Annotated in this window: 39 protein-coding genes and 1 tRNA gene; 18 read left to right on the top strand and 22 right to left on the bottom strand. The window is 64.6% G+C overall.

What is annotated here, in order from left to right; translation table 11 throughout:
- Positions 1–8: 8 nt before the first annotated feature.
- Genes dapE through dapC form a run of 3 tightly spaced genes read right to left on the bottom strand, consistent with a single transcriptional unit; the run spans position 9 to position 3,194 of the window.
- The gene (gene dapE / locus AC1RHV_RS07185) at positions 9–1,151 is read right to left on the bottom strand and encodes a succinyl-diaminopimelate desuccinylase (RefSeq protein ID WP_492300270.1); all 1,143 of its coding nucleotides are present in this window, start codon (positions 1,149–1,151) and stop codon (positions 9–11) included.
- Positions 1,152–1,973: a 2,3,4,5-tetrahydropyridine-2,6-dicarboxylate N-succinyltransferase gene (gene dapD, locus AC1RHV_RS07180; RefSeq protein WP_013394697.1), complete on the bottom strand. Its 822-nt coding sequence runs from the start codon at positions 1,971–1,973 to the stop codon at positions 1,152–1,154.
- A gap of 24 nt (positions 1,974–1,997) precedes the next feature.
- A complete protein-coding gene (dapC, locus tag AC1RHV_RS07175; RefSeq protein ID WP_492300268.1) occupies positions 1,998–3,194 on the bottom strand; it encodes a succinyldiaminopimelate transaminase in 1,197 nt (398 codons plus the stop codon).
- A 47-nt stretch (positions 3,195–3,241) separates the two neighbouring features.
- Between dapC and AC1RHV_RS07170 the strand changes: the two genes are divergently transcribed.
- Together AC1RHV_RS07170 and AC1RHV_RS07165 are read left to right on the top strand one after the other, a co-directional pair.
- A tRNA-Leu gene (locus AC1RHV_RS07170) sits at positions 3,242–3,328 on the top strand.
- A 140-nt stretch (positions 3,329–3,468) separates the two neighbouring features.
- Positions 3,469–4,452 (top strand): tyrosine-type recombinase/integrase, encoded by a 984-nt coding sequence (locus tag AC1RHV_RS07165; protein ID WP_492300267.1) that lies wholly within the window; start codon positions 3,469–3,471, stop codon positions 4,450–4,452.
- On the opposite strand, the gene AC1RHV_RS07160 is transcribed toward AC1RHV_RS07165, so the two are convergent.
- The 18 genes from AC1RHV_RS07160 to AC1RHV_RS07075 all read right to left on the bottom strand — a co-directional run bounded on the left by AC1RHV_RS07160 (position 4,426) and on the right by AC1RHV_RS07075 (position 13,511).
- Positions 4,426–4,668: a hypothetical protein gene (locus tag AC1RHV_RS07160; protein ID WP_492300265.1), complete on the bottom strand. Its 243-nt coding sequence runs from the start codon at positions 4,666–4,668 to the stop codon at positions 4,426–4,428. The genes AC1RHV_RS07165 and AC1RHV_RS07160 overlap by 27 nt on opposite strands.
- On the bottom strand, positions 4,668–4,844 hold the full coding sequence (locus AC1RHV_RS07155; protein ID WP_492300263.1) for a hypothetical protein: 177 nt from the start codon (positions 4,842–4,844) through the stop codon (positions 4,668–4,670). Before AC1RHV_RS07155 ends, AC1RHV_RS07160 begins: the two co-directional genes overlap by 1 nt.
- Positions 4,844–5,110, bottom strand: coding sequence for a hypothetical protein (locus AC1RHV_RS07150; protein WP_492300261.1), 267 nt, complete (start codon positions 5,108–5,110; stop codon positions 4,844–4,846). Before AC1RHV_RS07150 ends, AC1RHV_RS07155 begins: the two co-directional genes overlap by 1 nt.
- Entirely contained in the window at positions 5,097–5,432 is a 336-nt protein-coding gene (locus tag AC1RHV_RS07145) for a hypothetical protein (protein WP_492300259.1), read from the bottom strand. The genes AC1RHV_RS07150 and AC1RHV_RS07145 overlap by 14 nt, the downstream gene beginning before the upstream one ends.
- Positions 5,429–6,139: a hypothetical protein gene (locus AC1RHV_RS07140; RefSeq protein WP_492300257.1), complete on the bottom strand. Its 711-nt coding sequence runs from the start codon at positions 6,137–6,139 to the stop codon at positions 5,429–5,431. Before AC1RHV_RS07140 ends, AC1RHV_RS07145 begins: the two co-directional genes overlap by 4 nt.
- A complete protein-coding gene (locus tag AC1RHV_RS07135; RefSeq protein WP_492300255.1) occupies positions 6,136–6,591 on the bottom strand; it encodes an HAD domain-containing protein in 456 nt (151 codons plus the stop codon). The genes AC1RHV_RS07140 and AC1RHV_RS07135 overlap by 4 nt, the downstream gene beginning before the upstream one ends.
- Positions 6,592–7,320 carry a hypothetical protein gene (locus AC1RHV_RS07130; RefSeq protein WP_492300253.1) on the bottom strand — a complete coding sequence of 243 codons (729 nt, stop codon included), beginning with the start codon at positions 7,318–7,320 and terminating at the stop codon, positions 6,592–6,594.
- Positions 7,321–7,322: 2 nt separating this feature from the next.
- Positions 7,323–7,826: a hypothetical protein gene (locus tag AC1RHV_RS07125; protein WP_492300251.1), complete on the bottom strand. Its 504-nt coding sequence runs from the start codon at positions 7,824–7,826 to the stop codon at positions 7,323–7,325.
- Positions 7,827–7,906: 80 nt separating this feature from the next.
- Complete coding sequence (locus AC1RHV_RS07120; protein ID WP_492300250.1) at positions 7,907–8,437, bottom strand: hypothetical protein; 531 nt, start codon at positions 8,435–8,437, stop codon at positions 7,907–7,909.
- A 37-nt stretch (positions 8,438–8,474) separates the two neighbouring features.
- Positions 8,475–9,146 carry a lambda exonuclease family protein gene (locus AC1RHV_RS07115; protein WP_492300249.1) on the bottom strand — a complete coding sequence of 224 codons (672 nt, stop codon included), beginning with the start codon at positions 9,144–9,146 and terminating at the stop codon, positions 8,475–8,477.
- Positions 9,143–10,009: a phage recombination protein Bet gene (gene bet / locus AC1RHV_RS07110; RefSeq protein WP_492300247.1), complete on the bottom strand. Its 867-nt coding sequence runs from the start codon at positions 10,007–10,009 to the stop codon at positions 9,143–9,145. The genes AC1RHV_RS07115 and bet overlap by 4 nt, the downstream gene beginning before the upstream one ends.
- A gap of 40 nt (positions 10,010–10,049) precedes the next feature.
- Entirely contained in the window at positions 10,050–10,217 is a 168-nt protein-coding gene (locus AC1RHV_RS07105) for a hypothetical protein (protein ID WP_492300245.1), read from the bottom strand.
- Positions 10,214–10,576 (bottom strand): XkdD/Y8K6 family phage-associated protein, encoded by a 363-nt coding sequence (locus tag AC1RHV_RS07100; RefSeq protein WP_492300244.1) that lies wholly within the window; start codon positions 10,574–10,576, stop codon positions 10,214–10,216. The genes AC1RHV_RS07105 and AC1RHV_RS07100 overlap by 4 nt, the downstream gene beginning before the upstream one ends.
- Positions 10,577–10,732: 156 nt before the next feature.
- Positions 10,733–11,095, bottom strand: coding sequence for a hypothetical protein (locus AC1RHV_RS07095; protein WP_492300242.1), 363 nt, complete (start codon positions 11,093–11,095; stop codon positions 10,733–10,735).
- A 4-nt stretch (positions 11,096–11,099) separates the two neighbouring features.
- Positions 11,100–11,333 (bottom strand): hypothetical protein, encoded by a 234-nt coding sequence (locus tag AC1RHV_RS07090; RefSeq protein WP_492300241.1) that lies wholly within the window; start codon positions 11,331–11,333, stop codon positions 11,100–11,102.
- A 39-nt stretch (positions 11,334–11,372) separates the two neighbouring features.
- Complete coding sequence (locus AC1RHV_RS07085) at positions 11,373–12,041, bottom strand: pentapeptide repeat-containing protein (RefSeq protein WP_492300239.1); 669 nt, start codon at positions 12,039–12,041, stop codon at positions 11,373–11,375.
- 131 nt (positions 12,042–12,172) lie between these two features.
- Positions 12,173–12,859, bottom strand: a complete 687-nt coding sequence (locus tag AC1RHV_RS07080; protein ID WP_492300237.1) for a DUF4136 domain-containing protein — start codon at positions 12,857–12,859, stop codon at positions 12,173–12,175.
- Complete coding sequence (locus tag AC1RHV_RS07075) at positions 12,831–13,511, bottom strand: XRE family transcriptional regulator (protein WP_306650371.1); 681 nt, start codon at positions 13,509–13,511, stop codon at positions 12,831–12,833. Before AC1RHV_RS07075 ends, AC1RHV_RS07080 begins: the two co-directional genes overlap by 29 nt.
- Positions 13,512–13,584: 73 nt before the next feature.
- Between AC1RHV_RS07075 and AC1RHV_RS07070 the strand changes: the two genes are divergently transcribed.
- Positions 13,585–13,809 (top strand): helix-turn-helix domain-containing protein, encoded by a 225-nt coding sequence (locus AC1RHV_RS07070; protein ID WP_306650373.1) that lies wholly within the window; start codon positions 13,585–13,587, stop codon positions 13,807–13,809.
- 125 nt (positions 13,810–13,934) lie between these two features.
- Here the strand turns inward: AC1RHV_RS07070 and AC1RHV_RS07065 are convergent, their stop codons facing one another.
- Positions 13,935–14,099: a hypothetical protein gene (locus AC1RHV_RS07065; RefSeq protein WP_492300235.1), complete on the bottom strand. Its 165-nt coding sequence runs from the start codon at positions 14,097–14,099 to the stop codon at positions 13,935–13,937.
- A gap of 97 nt (positions 14,100–14,196) precedes the next feature.
- Between AC1RHV_RS07065 and AC1RHV_RS07060 the strand changes: the two genes are divergently transcribed.
- The 15 genes from AC1RHV_RS07060 (at position 14,197) to AC1RHV_RS06990 (ending at position 23,743) form a co-directional block, all read left to right on the top strand.
- On the top strand, positions 14,197–14,571 hold the full coding sequence (locus AC1RHV_RS07060) for a helix-turn-helix domain-containing protein (RefSeq protein ID WP_492300233.1): 375 nt from the start codon (positions 14,197–14,199) through the stop codon (positions 14,569–14,571).
- Complete coding sequence (locus AC1RHV_RS07055; RefSeq protein WP_492300231.1) at positions 14,568–14,747, top strand: hypothetical protein; 180 nt, start codon at positions 14,568–14,570, stop codon at positions 14,745–14,747. Before AC1RHV_RS07060 ends, AC1RHV_RS07055 begins: the two co-directional genes overlap by 4 nt.
- Entirely contained in the window at positions 14,747–15,154 is a 408-nt protein-coding gene (locus AC1RHV_RS07050; RefSeq protein ID WP_492300230.1) for a recombination protein NinB, read from the top strand. Before AC1RHV_RS07055 ends, AC1RHV_RS07050 begins: the two co-directional genes overlap by 1 nt.
- Positions 15,142–15,606, top strand: coding sequence for a hypothetical protein (locus AC1RHV_RS07045; protein ID WP_492300228.1), 465 nt, complete (start codon positions 15,142–15,144; stop codon positions 15,604–15,606). The genes AC1RHV_RS07050 and AC1RHV_RS07045 overlap by 13 nt, the downstream gene beginning before the upstream one ends.
- Positions 15,606–16,337, top strand: coding sequence for a hypothetical protein (locus AC1RHV_RS07040; RefSeq protein WP_492300226.1), 732 nt, complete (start codon positions 15,606–15,608; stop codon positions 16,335–16,337). Before AC1RHV_RS07045 ends, AC1RHV_RS07040 begins: the two co-directional genes overlap by 1 nt.
- Complete coding sequence (locus AC1RHV_RS07035; protein ID WP_492300224.1) at positions 16,319–16,705, top strand: hypothetical protein; 387 nt, start codon at positions 16,319–16,321, stop codon at positions 16,703–16,705. The genes AC1RHV_RS07040 and AC1RHV_RS07035 overlap by 19 nt, the downstream gene beginning before the upstream one ends.
- Entirely contained in the window at positions 16,702–17,643 is a 942-nt protein-coding gene (locus tag AC1RHV_RS07030) for an AAA family ATPase (RefSeq protein ID WP_492300222.1), read from the top strand. Before AC1RHV_RS07035 ends, AC1RHV_RS07030 begins: the two co-directional genes overlap by 4 nt.
- Complete coding sequence (locus tag AC1RHV_RS07025; RefSeq protein WP_492300220.1) at positions 17,640–18,275, top strand: hypothetical protein; 636 nt, start codon at positions 17,640–17,642, stop codon at positions 18,273–18,275. Before AC1RHV_RS07030 ends, AC1RHV_RS07025 begins: the two co-directional genes overlap by 4 nt.
- 166 nt (positions 18,276–18,441) lie before the next feature.
- Positions 18,442–18,828: a hypothetical protein gene (locus tag AC1RHV_RS07020; RefSeq protein WP_492300218.1), complete on the top strand. Its 387-nt coding sequence runs from the start codon at positions 18,442–18,444 to the stop codon at positions 18,826–18,828.
- 2 nt (positions 18,829–18,830) lie between these two features.
- Positions 18,831–19,268: a hypothetical protein gene (locus tag AC1RHV_RS07015; protein ID WP_492300216.1), complete on the top strand. Its 438-nt coding sequence runs from the start codon at positions 18,831–18,833 to the stop codon at positions 19,266–19,268.
- Between the two features lie 222 nt (positions 19,269–19,490).
- Complete coding sequence (locus tag AC1RHV_RS07010; RefSeq protein ID WP_492300214.1) at positions 19,491–19,727, top strand: hypothetical protein; 237 nt, start codon at positions 19,491–19,493, stop codon at positions 19,725–19,727.
- Between the two features lies 1 nt (position 19,728).
- Positions 19,729–20,994: a PBSX family phage terminase large subunit gene (locus tag AC1RHV_RS07005; protein WP_492300212.1), complete on the top strand. Its 1,266-nt coding sequence runs from the start codon at positions 19,729–19,731 to the stop codon at positions 20,992–20,994.
- Positions 20,994–23,123, top strand: a complete 2,130-nt coding sequence (locus AC1RHV_RS07000) for a portal protein (protein WP_492300210.1) — start codon at positions 20,994–20,996, stop codon at positions 23,121–23,123. Before AC1RHV_RS07005 ends, AC1RHV_RS07000 begins: the two co-directional genes overlap by 1 nt.
- Positions 23,101–23,403, top strand: coding sequence for a hypothetical protein (locus AC1RHV_RS06995; protein WP_492300208.1), 303 nt, complete (start codon positions 23,101–23,103; stop codon positions 23,401–23,403). Before AC1RHV_RS07000 ends, AC1RHV_RS06995 begins: the two co-directional genes overlap by 23 nt.
- Positions 23,396–23,743 carry a hypothetical protein gene (locus AC1RHV_RS06990; RefSeq protein WP_492300206.1) on the top strand — a complete coding sequence of 116 codons (348 nt, stop codon included), beginning with the start codon at positions 23,396–23,398 and terminating at the stop codon, positions 23,741–23,743. The genes AC1RHV_RS06995 and AC1RHV_RS06990 overlap by 8 nt, the downstream gene beginning before the upstream one ends.
- The last annotated feature ends 52 nt before the right edge of the window (positions 23,744–23,795 follow it).

Below are 23,795 nucleotides of genomic sequence, written 5' to 3'. Positions count from 1 at the left end.
TGAGGCTTTTACTTGGGCGGCAGCAGGAGGTTTTCCAGCGTGCGCCGATAAATGTTCTTCAACGGATCCAGCGAGGCCAATTCGATGCGTTCGTTGACCTTGTGGATCGTGGCGTTGCAGGGACCGAATTCGATGACTTGCGGGCAGATCTTGGCGATGAAACGGCCATCGGACGTGCCGCCAGTGGTGGAGAGTTCTGCCGTCACGCCGGTTTCGTCGCGGATGGCCGAGACCAGCGCGTCCGTCAGCGAACCGCGCGGCGTCAGGAAGGGCTCGCCGCCCAGCTCCCAGTCCAGCGTGTACTCCAGGCCATGGCGGTCCAGCACTTCATGTACTCGCGCCTGCAGGCTTTCCGGCGTGCTGGCGGTGGAGAAACGGAAGTTGAACAGCGCCACCGCCTCGCCCGGCACCACATTGGTGGCGCCGGTGCCCGAGTTCAGGTTCGACACCTGGAACGTGGTGGGCGGAAAGTACTCGTTGCCCTGGTCCCATTCGATGCTGACGATGTCGGCCAGGGCCGGCGCCAGCTGGTGCACGGGGTTGCGCGCCAGGTGCGGGTAGGCCACATGGCCCTGGATGCCCTTGACCGTGAGCTTGCCCGACAGCGAGCCGCGGCGGCCGTTCTTGCAGGTGTCGCCCAGCACGTCGCCCGAAGTGGGCTCGCCGACGATGCAGTAGTCCATCTGTTCGCCGCGCGCCTTCAGCGCGTCGCAGACGATGGCGGTGCCGTCGATGGACGGGCCTTCTTCGTCAGAGGTGATCAGCAGGGCGATCGAGCCGCCATGCTGCGGGTGGGCCGCCACGAATTCCTCGGCCGCCACCAGGAAGGCGGCGATCGAGCTTTTCATGTCGGCCGCCCCGCGGCCGTACAGGTAGCCATCGCGCTCGGTGGGAACGAAGGGATCGCTTTCCCACTTCTCGCGCGGACCCGGAGGCACCACGTCCGTGTGACCGGCGAACACGGCCAGCGGCGCCGCGTTGCCGCGGCGCGCCCACAGATTGGTGACACCGCCCTGTGCGATGGTCTCGCAGGCGAAGCCGATGCGCTCCAGGCGCGCGGCCAGCGTCGCCTGGCAGTCTTCATCGGCCGGCGTGACCGAAGGGCGGGCGATCAGGTCCTTGACCAGATCCAGTACAGCCGTCGTGCTCATTTAAGCCCTCAGCAGATCGTTGATGCTGGTCTTGGCGCGGGTCTGCGCGTCGACGCGCTTGACGATGACCGCGCAGGCCAGGCTGTGCGAACCGTCGGCCGAAGGCAGCGAACCCGGGACCACGACCGAACCCGAGGGCACGCGGCCGTACGTGATCTTGCCGGTGGCGCGGTCATAGATCTTGGTGCTTTGCGACAGGAACACGCCCATGGCCAGCACCGAGTTCTCTTCGACGATCACGCCTTCCACGACTTCCGAGCGGGCGCCGATGAAGCAGTTGTCTTCGATGATGGTCGGGTTGGCTTGCAGCGGTTCCAGCACGCCGCCGATGCCCACGCCGCCGGACAGGTGAACGTTCTTGCCGATCTGGGCGCAGGAGCCGACGGTGGCCCAGGTGTCGACCATGGTGCCTTCGTCGACGTAGGCGCCGATATTCACGTAAGAGGGCATCAGCACCACGTTGCGGGCCAGGTAGGCGCCGCGGCGGGCAACGGCCGGCGGCACCACGCGGTAGCCGCCCTGCTTGAAGGCGTTGTCGCCGTATTCCGAGAACTTGAGCGGCACCTTGTCGTAGAACTGCAGCGGAGCCTGGCCCATGATGGCGTTGTCGTTCAGGCGGAACGACAGCAGCACGGCCTTCTTGATCCACTGGTGCACGACCCAGTCGTCGTTGATTTTCTCGGCCACGCGCAGGCGGCCCAGGTCCAGGCCGTCGATGGTGCGCTCGACCGCTTCGCGCACTTCGGCGCTGGCGTCGGTGGGCGACAGGTTGGCCCGGTCGTCCCAGGCTTTTTCGATGGTGGTCTGCAGGTCGAGAGTCATAGCGGCTCAGCTTTTAAAGGTTGATCAAACGGAAGTATGCACAAAATGGGCGATGCGCTCGGCTGCCTGTACGCAGTCAGCCAAGGGCGCCACCAGAGCAATGCGGATGCGGCCCTGGCCGGGATTCACGCCATGCGCCTCGCGTGCCAGGAAACTGCCCGGCAGCACGGTAACACCAGTACGGCCATAAAGGTCGCGCGCGAACGCCGTATCCGAACCGGGCGTGGCAGCCCACAGGTAGAACGAAGCCTGCGGCCGGGACACGTCCAGCACCTTCTGGAGGATGGGCACGACGGCGTCGAATTTTTCGCGGTACAGGCGCCGGTTGTCCTTCACGTGCGCCTCGTCCGTCCAGGCGGCGATGCTGGCCGCCGACACGATGGGGCTCATGGCGCTGCCATGATACGTGCGATACAGCAGGAAGCGGCCGATCAGCGCGGCGTCGCCCGCCACGAAGCCCGAGCGCAGGCCGGGCACGTTGGAACGCTTGGACAGGCTGGAGAACGCCACCAGGTTGCGGTAGGTGTCGCGGCCCAGGCGGCGCGCGGCCTGAAGGCCGCCCAGCGGCGGGTTGCCTTCGTCCAGGTAGATTTCCGAATAGCACTCGTCCGAGACGATCACGAAGCCGTGGCGGTCGGACAGTTCGAACAGCGTTTTCCATTCGTCCAGCGACATGACGTTGCCGGCCGGGTTGCCCGGCGAGCAGACGAACACCATGCGCGTCTTCTTCCAGATTTCGTCCGGCACCTGGTTCCAGTCGCTGGCGAAACTGCGCACCGGATCGGCGTTGACGAAGTAGGGCGTGGCGCCGGCCAGAAGCGCCGCGCCTTCGTAGATCTGGTAGAAGGGATTGGGGCAGATCACCACCGAGCCGGCGGCCGGGTCGATGACGGTCTGCGTGAACGCGAACAGCGCCTCGCGCGAGCCCAGCGCCGGCAGCACCTGCGTTTCCGGATCCGGGGCAGGGATGCTGTAGCGCCGCGCCAGCCACTCCGAGATCGCCCGGCGCAGCGCCGGGTCGCCCTTGGTGGACGGGTACACGGACAGGCCTGCGAGACTGTCGCGGATGGCCTGTTCGACGCACGCGGGCGCGGCGTGTTTGGGCTCGCCGATCGACAGATTGATGGGCGTCAGACCGTCCGGCTGCTGGCTGGCCGAAGCCAGCAAAGCGCGCAGTTTTTCGAACGGATAGGGGTGTAGGGCATCGAGGCGCGGATTCATGACGCAAGATTTTAACAAGCAAGCTACAATAGCGGGCTTGGCCTATAGCGAAGGTGGCGAAATTGGTAGACGCACCAGGTTTAGGTCCTGACGCCGTAACAGGTGTAGGGGTTCGAGTCCCCTCCTTCGCACCAAGACTATTCAAACCGTTGATCGGCTATGATCAATTTCATTCAAATCAACGGTTTAGCAGGGTGAGTGGGTGACCGGTTGACTGCCAAAAAGCAAGAATTCGCAGTCTCCGGCCCCATCTGAGCCCCGCTCTCGGCCCCACATGGCAAGCATCCAGAAGACCGCAAAAGGGTATCGGGCACAAATAAAATTGCTTGGCGTCCGCGAGAGCCAAGTATTCCCCACGCGGCGCGAGGCCGTCGAGTGGGCGGCAAAACGCGAATCGCACATCCGGGATCACGCCACAAAGCCGGCCGGCGACCTGCATACGCTGCGGCAAGCGTTGCGAAAATACAGCGATGAAGTGTCCCCGCAGCGGAAAGGTGAGCGGTGGGAGCAGGTGCGCCTGGCTGCCTTCGAGAGCTACAAGCTGCCGCTCGACCTGGCCATGTCCAAGGTGACCGCGCAGCATATCGGGGCCTTCCGGGATGACCGGGCCAAGACAATTGGGCCATCATCGGTCCTGCGGGAACTGAGCCTACTGGCGTCGGTGTTCGAAGCGGCCCGGCTGGAATGGGAGTGGGTGGACCTGAACCCAGTGCGCGGGATCCGTAAGCCCGCCAAGGGCAAGCACCGCGACCGAACGATCAGCATGTCCGAGGTGCGCAAGATGCTGCGCGAGATGGGCTATCAGCGCGCCGGGCGCATTGGCAGCACGGCGGAGGCGGTGGCCAACTGCATGCTGCTGGCGCTGCGCACGGGCATGCGTGCAGGAGAACTGTGCGGGCTGACCTGGGCGAATGTGCATGACCTGCATGCGCACCTTCCCGACACGAAGAGCGACCGGCCGCGCGACGTGCCGCTGTCGACCCGGGCGCGGGCAATTCTGAGGCGCATGAAAGGCTGGGATGAAGATCTAGTCTTCGGCATCCGGCCGGCGTCGCTGGATGCCTTGTTCCGCAAGTACCGCGAGCGGGCCGAGTTGTCGGGCTTCACCTTCCACGACACCCGGCACACCGCGGCGACGATGATCGCCAAGAAGATCGACGTGCTCGACCTGTGCAAGATGTTCGGCTGGACCGATCCGAAAATGGCCATGGTCTATTACAACCCGCACGGCTCAAGCATCGCGGCCAAGCTGGGCTAGATAGCGACGGATTTCGGCGCCGGTAATCCTGCCGTCTACCGCCTGGATTTTCCCCTCCAGGATGCGCTTCTTCAGCGTGTTGTAGCTGATCCCCAACCGCGCGCACGCGTCTTTCAGGTGGTAGCAAACCAGGTCCTCGATGGCATGGTTGGCGCCCAGGCGCGCCGCTTCGACCAGCAGGCGCTGCAGCTCGTGCTGCTCGATAGTGACGACCATTACTGCTCCTTTTTCGCTGGTACGCAAGAAGTGCTGATTCCGCGCAACTTCGGACCTTTCGCGTTCCAATCGGCCTCAATGATCTGCGCAGCATTGCGGCAATCGGCCTCAGACTGAAACGGGACAGACAAAACGCCGCCGCCGAACTGGATGAGTATCAGAAACCATGTGGCCATTACTGCTCCTTGTTGTCGGTGGCGCGGACGGCTTGACGTAGAGCGCGCAGGATGAGACGTGCCAGGCGTTGGCGCACCTTCACCAGGGCGTGGTCCTGAGTCCAGTGGTAGCCGCCGCCGCATTCGGGGTCGTCGCGCTCGGTGGGGTATTTCCGCTCCAGCATGGCCGCGGCCTCACGGTTCGCGGCGGCGCGGGCAGTCAGATAGGTGCGGCCGGCGGTGGGCGCGCGGTACACCGTGCGGCTGATTGGCTCAATCCTGGCCATTTTCGCCTCCGTCCTTGTTGTCGGGGTGGGCCTGGGCGCCCAAATCCAGCGCGCTGGTGTGCGGACAAGGCGCTTCCGGCAGGCGTTCGCCCTTTGGGACAAAGGCCATGCAGAAGCAGCCATCTTCTTCGGTGTGGCGCCATTCCACGGCCTCGCCACGGAACGACCTGGCCAGGATGTCGCAGTCCTCGTCATGGTCGCGCGCGCAGTCGCCACAGACGTCCTCGACGAACAAGAAGCCAACGGTCCCATTGCTGGGCTTCCACTGCTCGCCCGGCAATTTCGCAGGCAGGATGAAGGCGGTGATCTGGCTGCCCATCATTGCTCCTTCTGCGCGCCCGGTTGCGCGGACAGAGCGGTGATCCGGTCAATCTTTGTCAGCGCCTGATTGACGATGACGCTGCGGTCATCAGCATCCACATCCGCCAGATCGGCAATTTCCATCAGCGCCTCGCGGGCAACCTCCAGCGCTTCGGCGGCTACCGCCTCGCTGGCCTGGGGCGCGGCATAGAGCGGACGAATGGACATGACCTTTGGATAAAGAGCTTTCGCGATGCAATCTCCGGCGGCAGTCTCCGTTTCGAAGATGCCGAAAAGCGCTTGCCCATGCATCACGGCGTAGTAAGTCGCCTCCCCGGCTACAGGGGCGCTTGCCAGGGCCGCGCGGGCGGCCCGTTGCAGGTGGTCGGCGAACTGCTGCGGCGTGGCCGTGCGGTTGACCGTGTAGGCGATATCGTGCAACGCGGATTGCAGCGCCTGGATAGCGTCCGAATGCTGCCTCTCCGCGCCTTTGGCTGGCTTGCACTCGTGCAGCGCGTTGAACGCGAGATTGGCCGCGCCGCGAAGGCTGACCCGCTCATCGGCTACAGGGGCGCGCAGCTTGGACAGCAGCTCGATAGCGGCATCAAGGGCGCGGAGCTTGGCGTTGCCGTCGTCCAGATTGTGGCGGTCCATTTCGACGCCCAGGCGTAGGTCACGCAGAGCTTGGACGGCCTCCTGAGGTGCCGGGGCGGGGGTGTGGGTGGTCATGACAGAAGCTCCTTGGCATCCTTGTAGTTCTGGTAGGTGAGGCCGATGGCCGGATCCACCTTGACGAAGTGCGGCATCTGCTCGGGCAGCATGTCGGAGTCGTCGTCAACGATGGCGTACTTCTCGACGCCCGGGTGTTCGTCCAGCCACTGCTGGATCTGAGGTCCGCGATGTCCGCCACCGCCAGGGGTGGCACTGCTGATGACGTATCCCAGGAATTCGCCAAGCTCGGTAGCGCGCTCTTGATCCATACCGATGCGCCAGGTGGAACTGAGAACGACGTGTGCCTCGGTCTCTTGCACCAGACGCGCCATCAGCTTGACGGCCACCTGGTCGAACTTCTCCCAGTCGGCCTGCATGTTGCGATTGCGCGGCCATGGGCAACCACCTAGGGCAGCGGCAGAGCGGACGCTGTTCAGCACGCCGTCGATATCGAGGAATAGGACTTTCATCTACCCCTCCTGCTGCTGAGAGGCTGCATTCTTCTCGCGCAGGCGCTTCTCGATGCTTTCGACGACCGAGTACAGCGGCGCGACGAAGTCGGTGCCGTAATCCACCAGCTCGCCCACATAGCCGTCGCGCTCTGCGTCCGTCAGCCCTTGCCAAGCCCGCGCATCGCCAGCAGCGGGAGCGGCTCGGCGCAAGATGTAGTCGCGGATGAGCTGCATGCTGAAGGCGTCAGCGTCGGCGGTCGCCCCGCTGAGAACGGACGTATGCAGCGGCGTGCACATACGGTCCAGCGCGGCCATCACGTCGACGGGGACGTCCTTCGCATCGTCCTGTGCGCCAGCCCGCGCCTCGGCGCGCCCGTGATCAACCCCGGCGAACCAGCCGTTCTGGTGGTCGGCCGTGTTGCCCGTGCGCGCCAGGGTGTCGTCCTGGGTGGTGGCGGGCTCGTAGGTCGCGGCGAAGATATCCGGCTTGCAGGGGTACAGCTCGCCCTGCACGCCGCGAATGATCCAGTCGCCCTGCACACCGGTCATGACGCCTTCGAGCGTCTGGATTTCGACCATCGGTAGGTCGCGGGTGAATTTGCCCATGCCGCGCAGAATCACGCGGTTCTGCTGGACTGCCTCGGCCCACCAGGGCGGCGAGGTCAGATCCATCCGCTTGGCGATCTGCACGGCTTCGATGACGACCGGCTTCTTGCGGAACAGGCCGGCGGGGAGGGTGGTGGTCATGGTCAGGCTCCAGTGACGCGCGCGGCGTCCATTTCGGCGAGGATTCGGGTCTGCTGCAGCAGGTCGGTAGCGTCGGCCTGGTCGAGGCTGGCGCCGATCCTGCGCAGGGTGGGTATCTCGGCGCGCAGGGCGGCCATCAGCGGCCCGTCGATGGGCATGCCGACCTCCAGGCGCTTGGCAAGCTGGCGCAGGGCCACGGCCTTGAATGCCCGCCCGTGCCGCGTCGCCCACATGTCGAAGAAGTCGGCCATGCCGTTGATCGCCGGCGCGCTGGCGTACCACTCGCCATCCGCGACGCAATGGAAGATCGGCACGCCGCGGTCATCGGTCGTCACCGTGCCGTCACGGTCGATCTGATCGATGATCGATTCCAGCGGCGCCAGGGTCTGCTGGGTCTTGATCAGCATGGGCAGGCGGGCCGGGCGATCAGGCCGGCGCGTGGCGCGCACGCGGGCCTGCTGCTTTTCCATCATGCGGCGCTGCTGGCGGTTCATGGCGGGGATCATGTGGTTCTCGGTATAGGAGGCCGGGCACCGGCAGCGGTCGGAGTAGGGAGGGAGTCCCGCCGCCGGGCCGGCCGAAAGGGTTACTGGTCCAAGCCCAGGGATGCCTGCGGTTCCTCGGGAGGCCTGACCGAGAAAACGACGTCTTGCCCGTTCTGCATGAAGATCCGGCCCGCGGCCTGCTCGCTCGGCACCATGTCGATGTCGATGGAGCATTCAACCGTGCCTCCGTCCTGTGGATCGAACTGGAAGTTGTCGACGTTCACGTCGCTGAGGACGGTGTCACTCGGGCCGCCCAGGCCGTAATGCAGGGTGAACTCGGCGCCGACGATCTTTTCGTCGATGACGACCTTGTTTTTCATCTTCGGGTGGCGCAGGCGGGGGAGGTAGTTGGGGTCCTGCATGCGTTCGTCGGCTTCGTCGGCCATATCGTTCTCGCCCGGATGCGGACGGCGATAGAGCGACGATTTCAGCGTGGAATCGACTTCCGACAGGATGTCGTTGGGCGCGCGGAAGGTGAGGCGGCACGTCATCGCGGGGACATTGGATTGGCCGTGCTTCTCAAGCCGGTTGGTGACCTGGAGGCGGGCGGTTTGCTCGGTAATCGAGAACATTCGGGATTGCTCCGTAGGTTGTGCTGCTGGGGAAGGGTTAGGCGGCCTTGCGGCGCAGGGTGTCGACCATCGCGCGCAGCTCAGCTTCGAACTGCAGCAGGTCGGTCAGAAGGCTGTTGATGTAGGCGTTGTCGCGCGGGATACGCTGCACGTACAGGCGCCAGGGTTCGGCCATGCGCGGGTCGTAGCTGACGAAGTCCCACCACTGGCGGCCGGTGACGAGCATGTTTCCCTGCACCTGGGGCATGTGGCCTTCTGGCATGCCTTCCAGCCAGGTCTGGATATGCACCTGCTCGTCGTGCGGACACTTCATTTCGATGCCACCGTCCACGCCTATCAGGCCGTCCGGGCTGGCACCGATGAACGTGTGCACCGGGTGCAGCACGAAGCCGCTGTCCTCGACCAAGGCGCCGCGTTCGACCATGTAGGCTTCCTTGGCGGCGTCTTCCAGGTCGCGGCCCCAGGACAACGACTTCGCGCCGATCTCGCGGCGCGGAATACCGGCCAGCCGCTCGAATGCCAGCGTGCGCATCAGCTTCGTGCGCTCCAGCGTCGGCTCGGCCACCTTCTGCTGGCCCTTGCGCGGGCCGCTCTTGTAGACACCCTCGCCGGGCGTGACCGCGATGGCGGCGGCGAAGTTGCTGGCCGTGATCTTGCCGGCTCGCTCCTGCCGCCATTCCTCGGTTCGTTGTTCGGCGGGCGCGTTCATTCTTGGGCGCCTTCGAACGGGTTGTCTTCGGTGGCCTGCGCGGCCGGCGCGCCATCCTGCTGCACGGCCTGCGCCGGCGTGGCGTCCTCGGCGGCGGCCAAGTCCTTCAGGCGCTTGATCTCGGCGGCGCCGACGGCGGCGCGCTCATCCTTGGTGAGCCTCTTCCAGGCGGATTCCAGATCGGCGATGCGCTGCGGAGCGGCGTCGTCGCTGCGTGCAATCATCTCCAGGTCCCGGACGACCTGGTCGCGGTCCACGTCGGTGGCTGGCTGCGGGCGGGCCTGCTCCGCGAACTCCTGCGCCGTGCGCGCCACCTGCTGGGCGGTGCCCATGTCCTTTTCGATGATGGCTTCCGCCTCGTCGCGGTCGTAGATCCCGGTAAAGCCGAAGGCCAGGCGGCCGCACTGCATGAACGCCTTGTGACGCAGCATGCGGCGCGGGTGGGATTGCCAGGGCTGCGTGCCGCGCTTGCATTCGGCGAAGTATTCGGTCGTGACGGTGGGCTTCGAACGGTCCTTGCGGTAGATCTTGCAGGTGCACTCGCTGCCATCTGCGGCCATCTCGAATTCCACCCCGTCGTACTGCGGATGGTCGTTCACGATGCGGGCCCAGCCGTCCACGCCCACCACAGGGACGATGCTGCCCTTGTCCGGGAAAGCGTAGATTTCTTTGACCCAGGGATTCAGGCCGTACTGGTTCGCAACGACCAGCAGCGCGCCCATCTGTGCGTCCGACACGTCACCCTTGAAGGCGGTCTTCTTGAGGACGTCGATGATTTCCGGGTTGGCGTCCATGCCGAAGCGTTCGGCCAGTTTCGTGGCCAGGGACGAAGTGAAGTTGCTGACGGTGAGGGCGGTTGCCATGTGGTTCTCCTGCCCGAGACTCGGCCGGGCGTGGTTGGGTTTACTGTTTCGCGGCCACGGCGGTCTTGCCGCAGCCTTCGCAGGCGGTGAGGGTGGATTCGTCGCGCTGCTGGCGCTCGCCGTAGCCGAAGACCAGGGCGGTAAGCACAGCGGCGACGATGAACGCGGACAGGCGCGCGTCGCGGTCGCGCAGGAGGCGGCGGATCATTGGGCACCTCGGGCTTTGCTGATGACCGCGCGGGCGAGCTCGGCATCCGCTTTGGCAACCGCCACGGCCCGACCGAAGTTATCGGGCTTGCGCTCGTAGCAGTAGACGAGGGTGTTGATGTCGCATTCCAGCGCGCTCAGCAGGTCCAGCAGCTCCGGCGCGGCGGCGATCAGGCGGGCGTTGGCCAGCAGTTCCTGGTCGGCCGGGTTGCTCTCGCTGGGATAGTCCGCGTATAGACAAGCGTGGCGCGGCTTGTCGTCCTCTCGCCGCCCGGGGAACGGGCCAACCTTATGGCAGACGCCGCTAGATGTGCGGACGGTTTCGAGGCTCCACGGCCCCTCTGTGTGATTCGTCGTCATACATTTCTCCTGCGGCGCGCGGCGATTTCGTCGCCTATCAAGGCAATCAGGTACAGGCCGCACAGGCCCCAGATGGCGTAGGTGGCGGTCATTTGCCGGCCCGCCAGTCGACGATCGCGTCGTAGAGGCACAGCACGCCGATGAGAAGGAAGCCGATCATTTGCAGGCCTCCGCTTCCTCGGGGTCCATTTCGGCAAGCTGGCGGTTGGCTAAGCCCTCGATGCAGTCGCCCAGATGACCGGCCAGGAACTCGCCCACGCTCGGCACGCTGGCGCCTATCAGCAGCACCAGCAGCACCGCGCCTTGGTTGTCGGCCAGCTCGTTCATCAGGTGTTCGGCCCAGTCCTTGGCGGACAGACCAAAGGCGGTCGGCTCTTCGTTGGCGAGGCAGGCCACCACCAAGGCCACCGCGCGCGCCTTCGTCACCGTGGGCGCGTCCTCGTCCGGCTCATGCGGCAGAGAGTGAGGCGGCGCGACCCGCAGCAGGTCGTCCATCAGTTGTGCGTGATAGGCACCCATGGCATCAGTTCCTGGCAGCCAGCTCAGCCTCGCGCGCCATGCCCTGGTAATGCTTCAGGATCTTGGCGTCCTCGGCGTACTTGTCGAACTCAGCGCGGAAGGCCAGCTGCAGGCGGCCGCGGTTGACCGGGTCAGCCACGCACCACAGGTGCGCAAGCTGCTTGATGAACGTGCCGCCATAGGCCTCCATCGTGCTGATGGCCTGCTCGGCGGTGGTCGCTTCGAAGATGATGGACATGGATGTCTCCTTGCCCCGGCACCCGGGGCGGGGTGGGGGTTAGGCCGCTTCCTGCTGCTCGACAGGTTTCTCCGTGCCAGGAACGGCCGGCGACATCGTGACGATCGTGTGCAGCACCGGTTTCCACTTCTGCCACCACGCGAGCGCCCACGAATCCATGCGGGCTATCTGCTCATCGGTGAAAGACCACCAGCGCTCCAGCGTGTGGAATTGGCAGCCGATTTGCATGTGCGTGGCTGTGTAGGCGACGGGCCACGTGTCGCACTGGAGAGCCTTGATCTCGCGTAGGTTTCCGCTGGCGCCCCAGATGTTGCTGAGCTCGCCCAGGTAGGCACCGTCCAGGTTGGCACCGCCCAGGTAGGCACCGCGCAGGTAGGCACCGTCCAGGTTGGCACCGTCCAGGTTGGCACCGCCCAGGTAGGCACCGCGCAGGTTGGCACCGTCCAGGTTGGCACCGTCCAGGTTGGCACCGCCCAGGTAGGCACCGCGCAGGTTGGCACCGTCCAGGTTGGCACCGTCCAGGTTGGCACCGCCCAGGTTGGCACCGCGCAGGTTGGCACCGTCCAGGTTGGCACCGTCCAGGTTGGCACGGGCTTCTACTGCCTGCTCCAGCGCCACACGAGCAATCAGCCCGCTCTCGGTGCCCTCAGGCACGTCAGCCGTGAACAGCACGGCGCCGGTGTAGCGGTTCTTGATCTCGTGTTTCAAGGCTTTCTCCCTGTCTGCTCACCGGGTGGTGAGTGCGTGGGATAAACTATAGGACAGCCAATATTTGTTGGCAATAGGTTGGCCTATATTTTTATGTAACAGAACGCCGCCCTGTAGGCGGCGCTGGGAGTTCAGTTGCTTTTTGGCTTGACGATGACCGTCGACGCCGATTGTGTGTGACCGATAAATGGTCCTATCGCTTCGACCAGAACCCAGAAGTCGTCTCGGAGATTTGTATCTGAGGATATGCCGGTGGCCGTTGCATTCCAAACCTCATGGTTCGTCCCCTTGAACAGCATGCGCATGTCATAGGCTGAAAGGCGCAGGCCGTGCACGTAATAGACGCTGGTGTTGGTGATCGGCATGTACCCAGTGATGCCGTACTTTGGCGTGTAGGTGGTGGTCCCGGAATAACCGCCGAATTGATCGATGGTTCCATATGTTTGGGACGATGAGTATCCAGTTTGCCCCCAGAGAGGCATGACAGATGTGCTGGTGCTGGTGTGGGGGCCGGTGGTCTGATACTGAAGAAACACGGCGACATCAGCATCCGTGGGGGACAGTACTTGGGTGTAGCCTCGGCGTGTCATTTCTCTGCCGATTTGCTCGGCATACCCCCGAAACTCCAGATTCCCACTGTTGACGTTGGGGACCCCTGAAACGAGCACAAATCGTCGCATCTGCTGGGCTGCGGGGTCGGCAATCGATTCGACGCGGATCTTCGCCTGCTGTGTCGCACAGCCAGCGAGTAGCCCCAAAGTCAGTACGCAAAGCGCAAATCGCTTCAACCTAGCCTCCTTGGCGGTAAACAAATTCACCTTGAATTTTCAGGAACTCCAGCTTGTCGGGTTCGACCCGCTCATCGGGGTATTTCCGCTTGTCGGGGTTGCGGCTTTCCAACAACCAGGTGCCGTCAAGCTCGCGGCGAAACTGTTTTATTCGCAGCCCGTCCGGGTGTTCGATCAGAAAAATCTTTCCTGACCGCGGCTCCGTCTTGGACGTATCGAAGATCACGATATCGCCGTCGACAATGAAATCCGACATGCTGTCGCCATCTGCATAAATCGCTACAGCATGAGCAGGGGACAGGCTGTACTTTTTGAAGAACGACGCTTCTTTGACTAGATGTCCCACAGGCAGCTGCTCATAGTTGAGAAAGCCACCTCCACATGAGCCGCGTGCGTCCCAGTATGGAATCCTCCCCACCTCACCGTCGTATGCATCTTCCTGCAGAACCTCCTTGGTTTTCGCCGTGGCGTTTGACAACCCCTTGCCCGTTGCCAGCCAGGTCGGATTGACTCCGTACACGGTCGCCAGGTCAACAACAGCCACGGATTGCTCGTAGGCCGCGTTTTCGAGTTGCGACAGCGTGGGCTGCGTGATTCCCGCAAGCTTGGCCGCCCGGGCTTGGCTCAGTCCGGCCGCTTTGCGGGAGTCTTTCAGGCGTTTGGCGAAGTCTATTTTGCTCATATAGGGATTCTTATACAGGGACGCATTGGATGGCCTATTGACAAAACATAGGACAGCCTATACTCTTCGTGCCATGGACTGGAAAACGCTCATTCAAGACCTTCTCGACTCCGGACTGACCCAGGTCGAGATCGGCAGGCGCGTCGACTGCTCGCAGCCGACCATCGCGGCGCTCGCGTCTGGCGCCCAGAAAGAGGTGCGCTGGACGACGGGCGACAAGCTGCGTCGGCTGCATCTGCGCGCAGTGGGGCGACGTAAACGCGCCGACCCCGCGCCGGTGCAGCAGGAGGCGGCGTAGATGGACCTGATCCTTTTCCTGCTGGCGCTCATTGCCGCCGTCTTCATGGGCTACGCCGTGATCGCTACCGCCATCCTGTGGCGCGCTTACCGGCGTATCAAGAGGCTGGTCAAGAAATGACCTCATCAATGCACCGTCGCGCTCTCGCGCCCCTCGGTCGCCCACGCCATGCGGTCACGCTCGGCGCGCAGCTCATCAAAGATGGCCAGCACCGCGGCCTCGCTCGGGTCCACGAAGGCCCGGCGGGCGATGTCCTGGGCGTTGTTCAGCAGCTTTTCGGTTTCGGTCATGTCGTTCGTATCGGGTTGTCGGTACGAAAGATTTTTGCCCTGGTCCACGCTGTAACTCACGTTGTAACCCGATGATTTTTTCCTAAAAGGAAGCGAAGTGCACACCCATCCCGCAGTTGTATATGGCGCCAGTACGTTGCCGGCGCCTGCCGGAAAGCGATTCCTGCCGCTGTCTGCTGTGGCGGCATGCAAGACCTTCCGCGAGGCCGTGCGCCTCGCCTGGGAACATCGGGCCCGGCCCAATATGACGCAGCGCAGCCTGGCGGAAGAGTGCGGCCTGTACGCGCCTCACGTCAGCAGCTACCTGCACCCGGAGCCGCTGGACAACAAGAAGCGGCCGCGCCTGGACCTGCCAGCCGACTGCATCGACGCCTTCGAGGAAGCCGTGGGCAACCACGCCATCCGCCAGTACCTGAACCATCTGGGCCGGCTGACGATCATGGAAGAAGTCATCGCCCAGAGGGCCGCATGAGCTATGACGAAGCCCTGGCCCTCACCAAGCGCGCTTTCGAAGAAGCCCTGCGTCAGCACGGCTGGGACCGCGTCAAGGCATACGAGGAAATGATGCTGCGCGAAGACCTTAATCCCCAACTGCGGGAGGCCTTCCTGGTGATCGGCCGCCATACCGCATTCTCGACGAGGCACTGATGCGCTACCCGTTGAACTCCCGGACACGCCAGCGCGCGCATCAGGCGATCGATGCGGCGCCCGATGGCTTCTTCTTCCTGCCGCCGGCCGAGCCCACGCGCAAGCTGTCGCTGAACGCCAAGATGTGGGCGATGCTGAACGACGTAGCGCGCCAACTGCGCTGGCCCGTCAACGGTGTGGAAGAGCGGCTGTCGGCCGAGGCCTGGAAGGAAATCTTCACGGCCAGCCTGAACCAGGAACAGCGCCTGGCCGCCGGCCTGCGCGGTGGCTTCGTCATGTTGGGCGAAAGCACCAGCGGCATGAGCCAGCGGAAGATGAGCGAGCTGATCGACCTGATCGATGCCTTCGGCTCCGAGCGCGGCGTGCGCTGGTCTGGGCCGGACGATATCCCGGGATGGGTGCGCTGATGCTTCGCCGCTCCGAACTCAAGCGCAAGACCCCGCTGCGCGCCACCGGATTCCGGCGGCCCACCCCCTACGCCGCCGGTATTGAGCGGCAGGCACCCCTCCAGCGTGCCTCCATCAAGCGCCGCGCACCGAAGAAGCGCGCCGGCCACGAACCGAAGTACCTGGCCGCGTGCCGCGGCGAGTGCTGCTACCTGAACTTCCCCGGCTGCAAGAGCTACCAGGACGACCCCACGGTCGTACCGGCGCACCAGAACGAAGGGAAGGGCATGGGCCTCAAGGTGCCCGATCGTTTCACCGTTCCCGCTTGCCACTTCTGCCACGCGCTCTATGACCAGAGCGGGATCGACCGCGAAATCAAGCGCGCCACCTGGAACTGGGGATACACGCGGTGGGAACCCGTGCGCGCCCGGAAGATGGCCGCGAACAGCGACAAGTTCAAGGAGGCCGCGTAATGGCCCGCATCCGCACCATCAAGCCCGAGTTCTGGACCAGCGAACAGGTGATGAACTGCTCGCCGATGGCTCGACTACTGTTCATTGGCCTGTGGAATTTCTGCGACGACGCGGGCAACCACGTGGCCAGCGCCAAGACCATCAAGGCCAATGTGTTCCCAGGAGACGACATTACCTCGTCGAGCATTCAGGAACTGCTCGACGAGTTGTCGGTGAATGATCTGATCGTCTATTACTCCTTTGAAAACAAGGACTTCCTGCATGTTACGGGCTGGCATCACCAGAAAATCGACCGCCCAACGTTCAAGCACCCCCCCTACAAACCCGAAGATTCGAGTCTGCCTCGTCGAGTGCTCGTCGAGTCCTCACCCCCGGAAGGGAATGGAAGGGATAAGGAAGGGAAGAAAGAAACCACTCTGTCGGCTGGCGCCGACGTGCCGGTCGTGCCACCCGGTTTCGTTCGATTCTGGGATGCCTGGCCACGCTCACCGCGAAAGGTCGACAAAGCGGATTGCTGCAAGCGTTGGAAACGGCACGGGCTGGAGTCCATTGCCGACCAGATCGTGGCCCACGTCGAAGCGATGTGCGAGTCGGACCAGTGGAAACGCGGTTTCGAACCAGCGCCCGCTACGTACCTGAACGGCCGCCGCTGGGAGGATGAAATGCCGCCGGCTTCGCTGAGCCTGCTGTCGGGCGCGGCCGGTGAGCAGCCATGGGTGGGGGCAGTGTGATCGGCCATCAATCCCTCATCGCTGCCCGCATGGCGGGCTACCAGCCTGCCGACGTCTGGGTGTCCTGCGTGCCGGAAGGTGTCGAGTGCGGCAGCTTCACGCACCCCGATGCGCAGATCGGCCGGATGACGAACGGGCGCTGGGTTGGCCTGCCCGAGATCCACATCTACGACGGCGAGAACGCGGCGCTGCTGGACCTGCGTGTCGTCGCTGGCCTGACCGTCCACATCCTCGCGCCGAATCGCCGGCGCGCCCTGCAACTGATGCGCCAGGTGTCGGACTGTTCGCCGGCCAAGGTCATCGCCTCCGGCCCGTGGGGCCTGATCGTCTGGCACCCGGCGCAAGAAACCGAGGAATACCCCGCATGAGCCAGATTCTCACCCCCAACGATTTCGACTTCCGGGCGTACATGGAGGAAACCGAGCCACAGGCCAAGGTGCTGGCCGCCGAGGCGTGGCGCGACGATCTGGTCCGCTCGGTGGAGCATGGCGACCAGCTCACCGGCGCGAAGCTGCCGTGGGCCAAGACGCACGACCTGCTGCGCTTCCGCGCTGGAGAGGTGACCTTGTGGCAGGGCATCAACGGCCACGGCAAGTCCGAGCTGCTGGGCCAGGCCTGCATCGGCTTTGCCACCCAAGGCGAGCGCGTCTGCATCGCCTCGTTCGAAATGAAGCCGCAGTCCACCCTGAAGCGCATGCTGCGCCAGACCGCCATGAACGGGCGACCCAGCGTGCAGGCCGTCGACCGCCTCATCGACTGGTCGCGCGATCGCCTGTGGCTGTACGACCAGCAGGGGACGGTAACGCCGCCCATGCTCTACGCCGTCGCACGGTACTGCGCAGACCGCAAGAAGGTGCGCCACATGGTCATCGACAGCCTGATGAAGTGCGTCCGCGGCGAGGACGACCACAACGGCCAGAAGGACTTCGTGGACATGCTGTGCACGCTGGCGCGCGACCTCGGCATCCACGTGCACCTGGTGCACCACGCCAAGAAACAGGCCGACGAGGACCAGGTGCCGGGCAAGTTCGCCGCCAAGGGCTCGGGCGCCATCGTCGACCAGGTGGACCAGATGCTCACTGTCTGGCGCAACAAGCGCAAGGAGCGCATCGCCGAAGCCGAGCTGCGCAAGGACGGCGAGGTATCCGCCGACACCGCCGACCTGCCAGACGCGATGCTGATCTGCGACAAGAACCGCCACGGCGAGTGGGAAGGGCGGATCAACCTCTGGCGCCACGCCGAAAGCCTGCAGTTCACCAGCGACAAGCGTCGCCAACCCATGGACATGATCGGAGCCCTGGCATGAACCTCACCCCCACCGAATCCTACGACCCCATGGCGGGAACGCTGGCGAGCATGCAGGAAGCGCCGGACAGCTTCGCGCGCGTGCAGACCCGGCCTCTTGGGCTGGACGCTGCCCAGGCCGGCCTGTTCGCACCCGAGGCGCCGGCCGCTGCGGTCAACGTCTGCATCCTGGCGCTGGACCTGGGCACGAAGACGGGATACGCGCTGCGCCGGCGCGACGGTCGGATCGGTCATGGCACGCAGGACTTCACCCCGCGCAAGTCTTGGTCGGAGGGGCAGAAGTGGGCCCGGTATCGCGCCTGGCTGACCGAGACGATCCGCGAGGGCCAAGTCCATCAGGTGGTGTACGAGCTGGTCATCCGCCATGAGGTGAAGGGCCGGCCCCTCTGGGACGCCGCCCACGCTTACGGGGCCTTCCAGGCAATCACGCACATGGTGTGCGACAGCTTCAACGTGGACGCCATCGGCGTGAATCTGGCCACCGTGAAGAAGAGCTTCACCGGCAGCGGTCGGGCGAAGAAGGCCGACATGGTCGCCGAGGCGAATGCCCGCGGCTTCCGGCCCGAGACCGACAACGACGCCGACGCCCTGGCGATCCTGCATTGGGCGGTGGAACAGGAGCGCAAAGCGTGAGGATCTGCATGGGAATGAGCGCAAGGCGCGGGCGCTTTCGCCGTGCATGGTTCTACTGGTGGCCGCGCGCTGTATTCCGCCGTCCGGACATTTTCAGCAACTGGAGCCTGAGTGTTTTCTGGCTCTGCTTTCACATCCATGCCGAAGGCGGCGGGAAGGGGTTGGCATGAACAAACCGCACATCAAGCTCATCGGCGGCGTCTGGCGCTGCCAGTCCGCAGACGTGATGAACACCGGCCAGACGCCACGCCAGGCGTTCAATCGCTGGCTGGAAGCCACGATCAAGGGCGGCCTGGAGCATTACGGCCAGGCCGAGGCCATCGTGCCGTTGCCCAAGGAGAAGCCGCAACGCACCCGCAGCCGCCCGCAGAAGCCCAAGGCACTCAGCGGGCTGGACATCCCGGTATTCGTCGCCGGCCCGCGCACCACCAACGCCATGGCGCGCCCGGCGCTCAGCCTCTCGTCGGTTGGCCTGCGCCTGAACGGCGACCGCGCGCTGCAGGCCCAGCCGAAGACGCCCTCGCTCTCGGGCGGCCGGCGGGGAGGGGAGTGATCATGCAGAACCCATTCCGCGAAACGCTGGAAGACCTGCTGACCACCTGGTACCACTGGACGGCGGCGCAGCGCCCGCACCTGGGCGATGCGCGCTGCTCGCCGATGTTCCGGGACGCCAGGCCGGCAGCCGGTAACGTGCATGACGATGACGACGTGGTCGCCAGCCGCCTGCGCGCCATCAAGGCCAGGGCCATGGACCACCTGATCGACAAGCTGCCCAGCTGGGAATACCGGGTGGCGGTGGAGCTGCACGTGGCCAACCGGGTAGGCCCGCGCGTGTGGCGCAACGCCCGCCTGACGCCGGAGCAGTTGGCCGAGTTCTGGGAGGAAGCCCGTGGCAGGCTGGCGGCGGGGTGCGTCGACGCCGGCTTGCTGGACGAGGCTGATGTCTACCCGCCCGCCTCATGGAGACTTGCAAACGGCGAAATTCGGCAGTAGCATTGCGCCAAGTCTGGAAAAGTGCGCCCGCAACCGAGAGGTTGGCGGGCGTTTTTCATTGCAGCCCTCGTTCTCTGGTGGTCCCAGAGGCGGGGGCTTTTTACTTGAAGAGCCATGGCCACGAAACCAACCAGCGCGAATCCTCCCGCCGCTGGGGGGAAAGTCGCGCCTAAAGAAGGCGTAAATAGGGGCAATGCCGGGAAAGGACGGCCCAGGGGCTCCTTGAACAAGGCTACGTCGGAAATCAAGGCCCTGGCCCAGCAGCACGGGCCCGACGCGATCGCCACCCTGGTGAAGATCATGCAGGGAGCGAAGCAGCCGTCCGCCTCGCGAGTGGCCGCTGCCAAGGAGCTTCTGGACCGCGCCTACGGCAAGTCCGTCCAGCCCATCGAGGGCGGCGACCCGGAGAAGCCCATCAACATGGCGTTGCGGATTGCTTTCCGCCGCCCTGGGGAATGACATGGGCGCCCGCGACCTGCCCGAGCTGGAGTTCCCCGAAAAGCTGCAATGCCTTTTCGAGCCAGCCCGGTACAAGGTCGCCCACGGTGGGCGAGGCTCGGCCAAGTCCTGGTCGTTCGCTCGCGCGCTGCTGGCACTCGGCGCCCAGCGCAAGCTGCGCATCTTGTGCACGCGCGAAGTGCAGAAGTCCATCAAGGACTCGGTCCACAAGCTGCTGTCCGATCAGATCGAGGCGATCGGCCTGGGCTGGTTCTACGTGGTCCAGAACAATGAGATCCGCGGGGCCAACGGCACGGAGTTCCTGTTCGCCGGCCTGGCCGACCATACCGTCGAGTCCATCAAGTCCTACGAGGGCGTGGACGTCGTCTGGGTGGAAGAGGCGCACAAGGTCAGCAAGCGCTCGTGGGACATCCTGATTCCGACCATCCGCAAGGAAGGATCGGAGATCTGGATCTCGCTGAATCCCGAGCTGGAATCGGACGAGACCTACAGCCGCTTCGTGCTGGACCCGCCGCCCAACGCGGTGGTGGTCCAGATCAACTATTCCGACAACCCCTGGTTCCCCGACGTGCTGGAACAGGAACGGCTGGAATGCCTGCGGCGCGATCCGAAGGGTTATCCGCAGATCTGGGAAGGGAAGTGCCTGCCGGCCGTGGCCGGCGCCATCTACTACGACGAGATGGCCGCGGCGCAGGAGCATGGCCGCATTACCAACGTCCCCTACGATCCTATGCTCAAGGTTCACGTGGTCGTCGACTTGGGCTGGAACGATGCCATGTTCATCTCCCTGGTCCAGCGGGGCCTGTCCGACCTGCGCGTCATCGAGACCCTGGAAGACAGCCACAAGACGCTCGACTGGTACTCGGCGGAGCTGCGCAAGCGCAATCTGAACTGGGGGACGATGTTCCTGCCGCACGACGGCCGCAACAAGGACTTCAAGACCGGCAAGAGCAGCCAGGAAATCATGGAGGCGCTCGGCTGGTCTGTCGATATCACGCCCAGCATGTCCGTCGAGGATGGCATCCGGACCGCGCGCATGGCGTTTCCCCGCATGTACTTCGACAAGACCAAGGCCGCGCGCATCGTGCAGTGCGCCAAGCGTTACCGCCGCAGCGTGAACCAGCAGACCAACGAGCCGGGCGCGCCACTGCATGACGAATTCAGCCACGGCGCCGACAACCTGCGCTACATCGCAATCAATGCCGACCGGATGACCAATGAAACCTGGGGCGGCGCCCTCAACTACCCGAACCTGGGCCTGGCCTGATGGACAAGATGGACGACGATACCTTCGACGGGCTTGTGGACGACGAGGTCCAGCAGTCCGTCTTCTGGCAGGATTCCGCGATCCGCGGCGAGCGCGAGCGCAACTACCAGTACTACCTCGGCCTGCCGTTGGGCAATGAGGTCGAGGGGCGCTCTCAGGTCGTTTCCTGGGACGTGTTCGAAACGGTTGAATCGGTGCTGCCGGACCTGCTGGAGATCTTCCTGGCCGGCGACAACATCGGCGAGTTCGAACCGAGCGGGCCGGAGGATGAGCCGGGGGCCGAGCAGGCGACCGACTACATCAACCACATCGTGCGTAAGCAGAATCCTGGCTTCCTGGTGTTTAACACCTGGTTCAAGGACGCGCTGCTGGCCAAGCTGGGGATCGTGCGGGCCTACTGGAACGCTGGCAAATCGGTCAAGAAGGAGCGGTATCGCGGCCTGACCGAAGAGCAGCTGACGATGCTGCTGGATGCCGAGGGCGTCGAGATTGTCGCGCAGGAAGAGCGCCCGGACCCGGCCGACGAGGCCCAGCGGCAGGACGCCATGCAGCAGATGCAGAGCATGCCGCCCGAGCAGGCGCAGCAGGTCCAGCAGATGCTGGAGCAGCCGCCGAAGATGCTCTACGACGTGGAGATCAAGGTCACGCGCCCGGCGGGAAAGGTCTGCATCGACGGCGTGCGGCCGGAAACCTTCATCATCTCCAAGCGCGCCACCAAGCAGGCGGACGCCATCCTCCAGGGCGAAATCCGGCCGTTCACCCGCTCCGACCTGGTCGAGATGGGCATCGACCATGCGGAGGCCTACGAGGTCCAGGACTACGACTACCGCGTGCTGGAGACGGGCGATTCGCTCAAGGAGCGCGCCGAGCATGAATCCAGCACCTGGCGCTTTGGCGAGCCCGAGAGCGTCGACAAGTCCACCGAGGAAGTTGTCCTGTTCTGCGGCTACATCAAGGCCGATTTCGACGGCGACGGCGTCGCGGAGTGGCGCTACGTGCTGCGCGGCGGCAACAAGACGCTCAAGAACGTCGAGGCGGACGATGGCCCGGATTACTGCCTGCTGACGCCCATTCCTATCCCGCATTCCGTCTACGGCATGGCGCTGGCCGACCCGGTCGCGCCGATCCAGACGACCAACACCGCGCTCCAGCGCCAGTATTTGGACTCGCTGTACCTGGCGAACAACCCGCGCACCTTCGCGATCGATGGCCAGGTCAATCTGGACGACCTGCTTTCGAATCGCATCGGCGGCGTCGTTCGCATGAAGCAGCTCAACGCTGCTGGCCCGCTGCAGACGACGAACGTCTCCGGCGAAGCTCTGCAGGGCATCGAGTTCATGGACAGCCGCCGCGAGGCGCGCACGGGCGTCACCCGCTACAACCAGGGCCTGGACGCCGACAGCCTGAACAAGACCGCCACTGGCGTCACCAAGATCATGGGCAAGGGCGATAAGCGCATGCTCATGATCGCCCGCATCTTCGCCGAGACGGGCGTCAAGGATCTGTATCGCCTGGTGCTGCGCCTGGTGTGCCAGTACCAGGACAAGGCCGCGGTGGTGCGCCTGCGCAACAAGTTCGTGGCCTTCGACCCGCGCGAGTGGTCCCACGAGATGGACGTGACCATCAACGTGGGGCTGGGCACGGGTGACAAGTCCGAGCAGGTCGCGATGTGGCAGCAGGTCATCGCCATGCAGCAGCAGGCGATCGGCGCGGGCTCCAGCCTGGCCGACGAGACGAACGTCTACCACTCCCTGCAGCAACTGATGAAGGCGATGGGCATCAAGGGCGCCGAGCTGTATTTCACCGACCCGGCCAACGCCAAGCCGAAGGAGCCGCCGCCGCCGTCGCCGGAGGAAGTGCAGGCCAAGGCCCTTGTCGAAGCCGAACAGGTCAAGGCGAAGGCGATGCTGGAGGGAAAGCAGATCGATCTGGAATCCAAGAGGGTCGAACTGCAGATCAAGATGCTGGAGCTCCAGCAGAAGCAGGAAGAACTCGGCATCAAGAACCGCGATTCTCTGGTCAAGGCCGCCACGGCCGCCGACGAGCAGGAGCGCAAGGACCGTCAGGAACGGCGCGACACGTTCCAAACCTTCATGAGCCCCGGATATGGACCACAAGGACAGTATTGATCTGGCCCGCGCCGAGCGCGCGCGGCTGATCCTCGAAGACCCGCTGGTGGTGGATGCGCTGGCGGACATTCGCGCGGAGCTTCTGGCCGCCTGGCAGGCATCGCCCGCACGCGACACCGAGGGCCGCGAGCACCTTTTCCGCTTCTTCAAGGTCGCCGAGAAGTTCGAACTGGCCCTGAAGACCCACATGGAGACTGGCGCGCTGGTTTCCGCCCATCTGAAGGCCGAGGAAGAGCGGAAGAACGCTCTGGCCCGCGCAAAGGAGTTTTTCCGTGGCTAAGAAACCGCAAATCCCGGCCGCCGAGCCGCAAGACCAGACCCAGACGCCGCTGGCGCAGCACGAGGACGCCGCCATGGCGCCGCAGGAGTCGGTGGAGGTCGCTGTGCCTGTCGAGCCTCCGGCGCCGCCAGTGGTGCCGCCTCCCGCGCCTGTGCCGGCCGAGCCGCTGGGCGCGTTCATCGCCCGGCACGAGGACGCCGCCATGGTGCTGGGCATCGTTGTCACCCTGGCCGCCCATCCCGACGCCGCCGAGAGCGTGCACGCCGGCCGCTACGGCGGTATCCGCTTGGCCGCGGGCGACGCGCTGGCGACGTACAGCGACGGGACGCAGCACCAATGATTTCTTGGGCAAGCCGCCGGCCTTTGATGGCGGCCCGTAGAAAGACCAACCG

The organism is Achromobacter sp. GW823-FHT04E03 (assembly GCF_058796095.1).
The sequence above is the reverse complement of the archived record's forward strand: the minus strand, read 5'-3'. Positions and strand labels throughout refer to the sequence as shown.

Coding starts and splice junctions, on each gene's coding strand:
- AC1RHV_RS07140 (WP_492300257.1), bottom strand. CDS start 6,139: ATGACCACCCACACCCCCGCCCCGGCACCTCAGGAGGCCGTCCAAGCT.
- AC1RHV_RS07150 (WP_492300261.1), bottom strand. CDS start 5,110: ATGGCCAGGATTGAGCCAATCAGCCGCACGGTGTACCGCGCGCCCACC.
- AC1RHV_RS07055 (WP_492300231.1), top strand. CDS start 14,568: ATGAGCTATGACGAAGCCCTGGCCCTCACCAAGCGCGCTTTCGAAGAA.
- AC1RHV_RS07065 (WP_492300235.1), bottom strand. CDS start 14,099: ATGACCGAAACCGAAAAGCTGCTGAACAACGCCCAGGACATCGCCCGC.
- AC1RHV_RS07015 (WP_492300216.1), top strand. CDS start 18,831: ATGCAGAACCCATTCCGCGAAACGCTGGAAGACCTGCTGACCACCTGG.
- AC1RHV_RS07070 (WP_306650373.1), top strand. CDS start 13,585: ATGGACTGGAAAACGCTCATTCAAGACCTTCTCGACTCCGGACTGACC.
- AC1RHV_RS07045 (WP_492300228.1), top strand. CDS start 15,142: ATGGGTGCGCTGATGCTTCGCCGCTCCGAACTCAAGCGCAAGACCCCG.
- AC1RHV_RS07105 (WP_492300245.1), bottom strand. CDS start 10,217: ATGATCCGCCGCCTCCTGCGCGACCGCGACGCGCGCCTGTCCGCGTTC.
- AC1RHV_RS07135 (WP_492300255.1), bottom strand. CDS start 6,591: ATGAAAGTCCTATTCCTCGATATCGACGGCGTGCTGAACAGCGTCCGC.
- AC1RHV_RS07130 (WP_492300253.1), bottom strand. CDS start 7,320: ATGACCACCACCCTCCCCGCCGGCCTGTTCCGCAAGAAGCCGGTCGTC.
- AC1RHV_RS07165 (WP_492300267.1), top strand. CDS start 3,469: ATGGCAAGCATCCAGAAGACCGCAAAAGGGTATCGGGCACAAATAAAA.
- AC1RHV_RS07000 (WP_492300210.1), top strand. CDS start 20,994: ATGGACAAGATGGACGACGATACCTTCGACGGGCTTGTGGACGACGAG.
- AC1RHV_RS07160 (WP_492300265.1), bottom strand. CDS start 4,668: ATGGTCGTCACTATCGAGCAGCACGAGCTGCAGCGCCTGCTGGTCGAA.
- AC1RHV_RS07035 (WP_492300224.1), top strand. CDS start 16,319: ATGGGTGGGGGCAGTGTGATCGGCCATCAATCCCTCATCGCTGCCCGC.
- AC1RHV_RS07005 (WP_492300212.1), top strand. CDS start 19,729: ATGGGCGCCCGCGACCTGCCCGAGCTGGAGTTCCCCGAAAAGCTGCAA.
- AC1RHV_RS07075 (WP_306650371.1), bottom strand. CDS start 13,511: ATGAGCAAAATAGACTTCGCCAAACGCCTGAAAGACTCCCGCAAAGCG.
- bet (WP_492300247.1), bottom strand. CDS start 10,009: ATGGCAACCGCCCTCACCGTCAGCAACTTCACTTCGTCCCTGGCCACG.
- AC1RHV_RS07155 (WP_492300263.1), bottom strand. CDS start 4,844: ATGGCCACATGGTTTCTGATACTCATCCAGTTCGGCGGCGGCGTTTTG.
- AC1RHV_RS07115 (WP_492300249.1), bottom strand. CDS start 9,146: ATGAACGCGCCCGCCGAACAACGAACCGAGGAATGGCGGCAGGAGCGA.
- AC1RHV_RS07100 (WP_492300244.1), bottom strand. CDS start 10,576: ATGACGACGAATCACACAGAGGGGCCGTGGAGCCTCGAAACCGTCCGC.
- AC1RHV_RS07040 (WP_492300226.1), top strand. CDS start 15,606: ATGGCCCGCATCCGCACCATCAAGCCCGAGTTCTGGACCAGCGAACAG.
- AC1RHV_RS07090 (WP_492300241.1), bottom strand. CDS start 11,333: ATGTCCATCATCTTCGAAGCGACCACCGCCGAGCAGGCCATCAGCACG.
- dapE (WP_492300270.1), bottom strand. CDS start 1,151: ATGAGCACGACGGCTGTACTGGATCTGGTCAAGGACCTGATCGCCCGC.
- AC1RHV_RS07120 (WP_492300250.1), bottom strand. CDS start 8,437: ATGTTCTCGATTACCGAGCAAACCGCCCGCCTCCAGGTCACCAACCGG.
- AC1RHV_RS07025 (WP_492300220.1), top strand. CDS start 17,640: ATGAACCTCACCCCCACCGAATCCTACGACCCCATGGCGGGAACGCTG.
- AC1RHV_RS07030 (WP_492300222.1), top strand. CDS start 16,702: ATGAGCCAGATTCTCACCCCCAACGATTTCGACTTCCGGGCGTACATG.
- AC1RHV_RS07050 (WP_492300230.1), top strand. CDS start 14,747: ATGCGCTACCCGTTGAACTCCCGGACACGCCAGCGCGCGCATCAGGCG.
- dapC (WP_492300268.1), bottom strand. CDS start 3,194: ATGAATCCGCGCCTCGATGCCCTACACCCCTATCCGTTCGAAAAACTG.
- AC1RHV_RS07020 (WP_492300218.1), top strand. CDS start 18,442: ATGAACAAACCGCACATCAAGCTCATCGGCGGCGTCTGGCGCTGCCAG.
- dapD (WP_013394697.1), bottom strand. CDS start 1,973: ATGACTCTCGACCTGCAGACCACCATCGAAAAAGCCTGGGACGACCGG.
- AC1RHV_RS07145 (WP_492300259.1), bottom strand. CDS start 5,432: ATGATGGGCAGCCAGATCACCGCCTTCATCCTGCCTGCGAAATTGCCG.
- AC1RHV_RS07125 (WP_492300251.1), bottom strand. CDS start 7,826: ATGATCCCCGCCATGAACCGCCAGCAGCGCCGCATGATGGAAAAGCAG.
- AC1RHV_RS06995 (WP_492300208.1), top strand. CDS start 23,101: ATGGACCACAAGGACAGTATTGATCTGGCCCGCGCCGAGCGCGCGCGG.
- AC1RHV_RS07095 (WP_492300242.1), bottom strand. CDS start 11,095: ATGGGTGCCTATCACGCACAACTGATGGACGACCTGCTGCGGGTCGCG.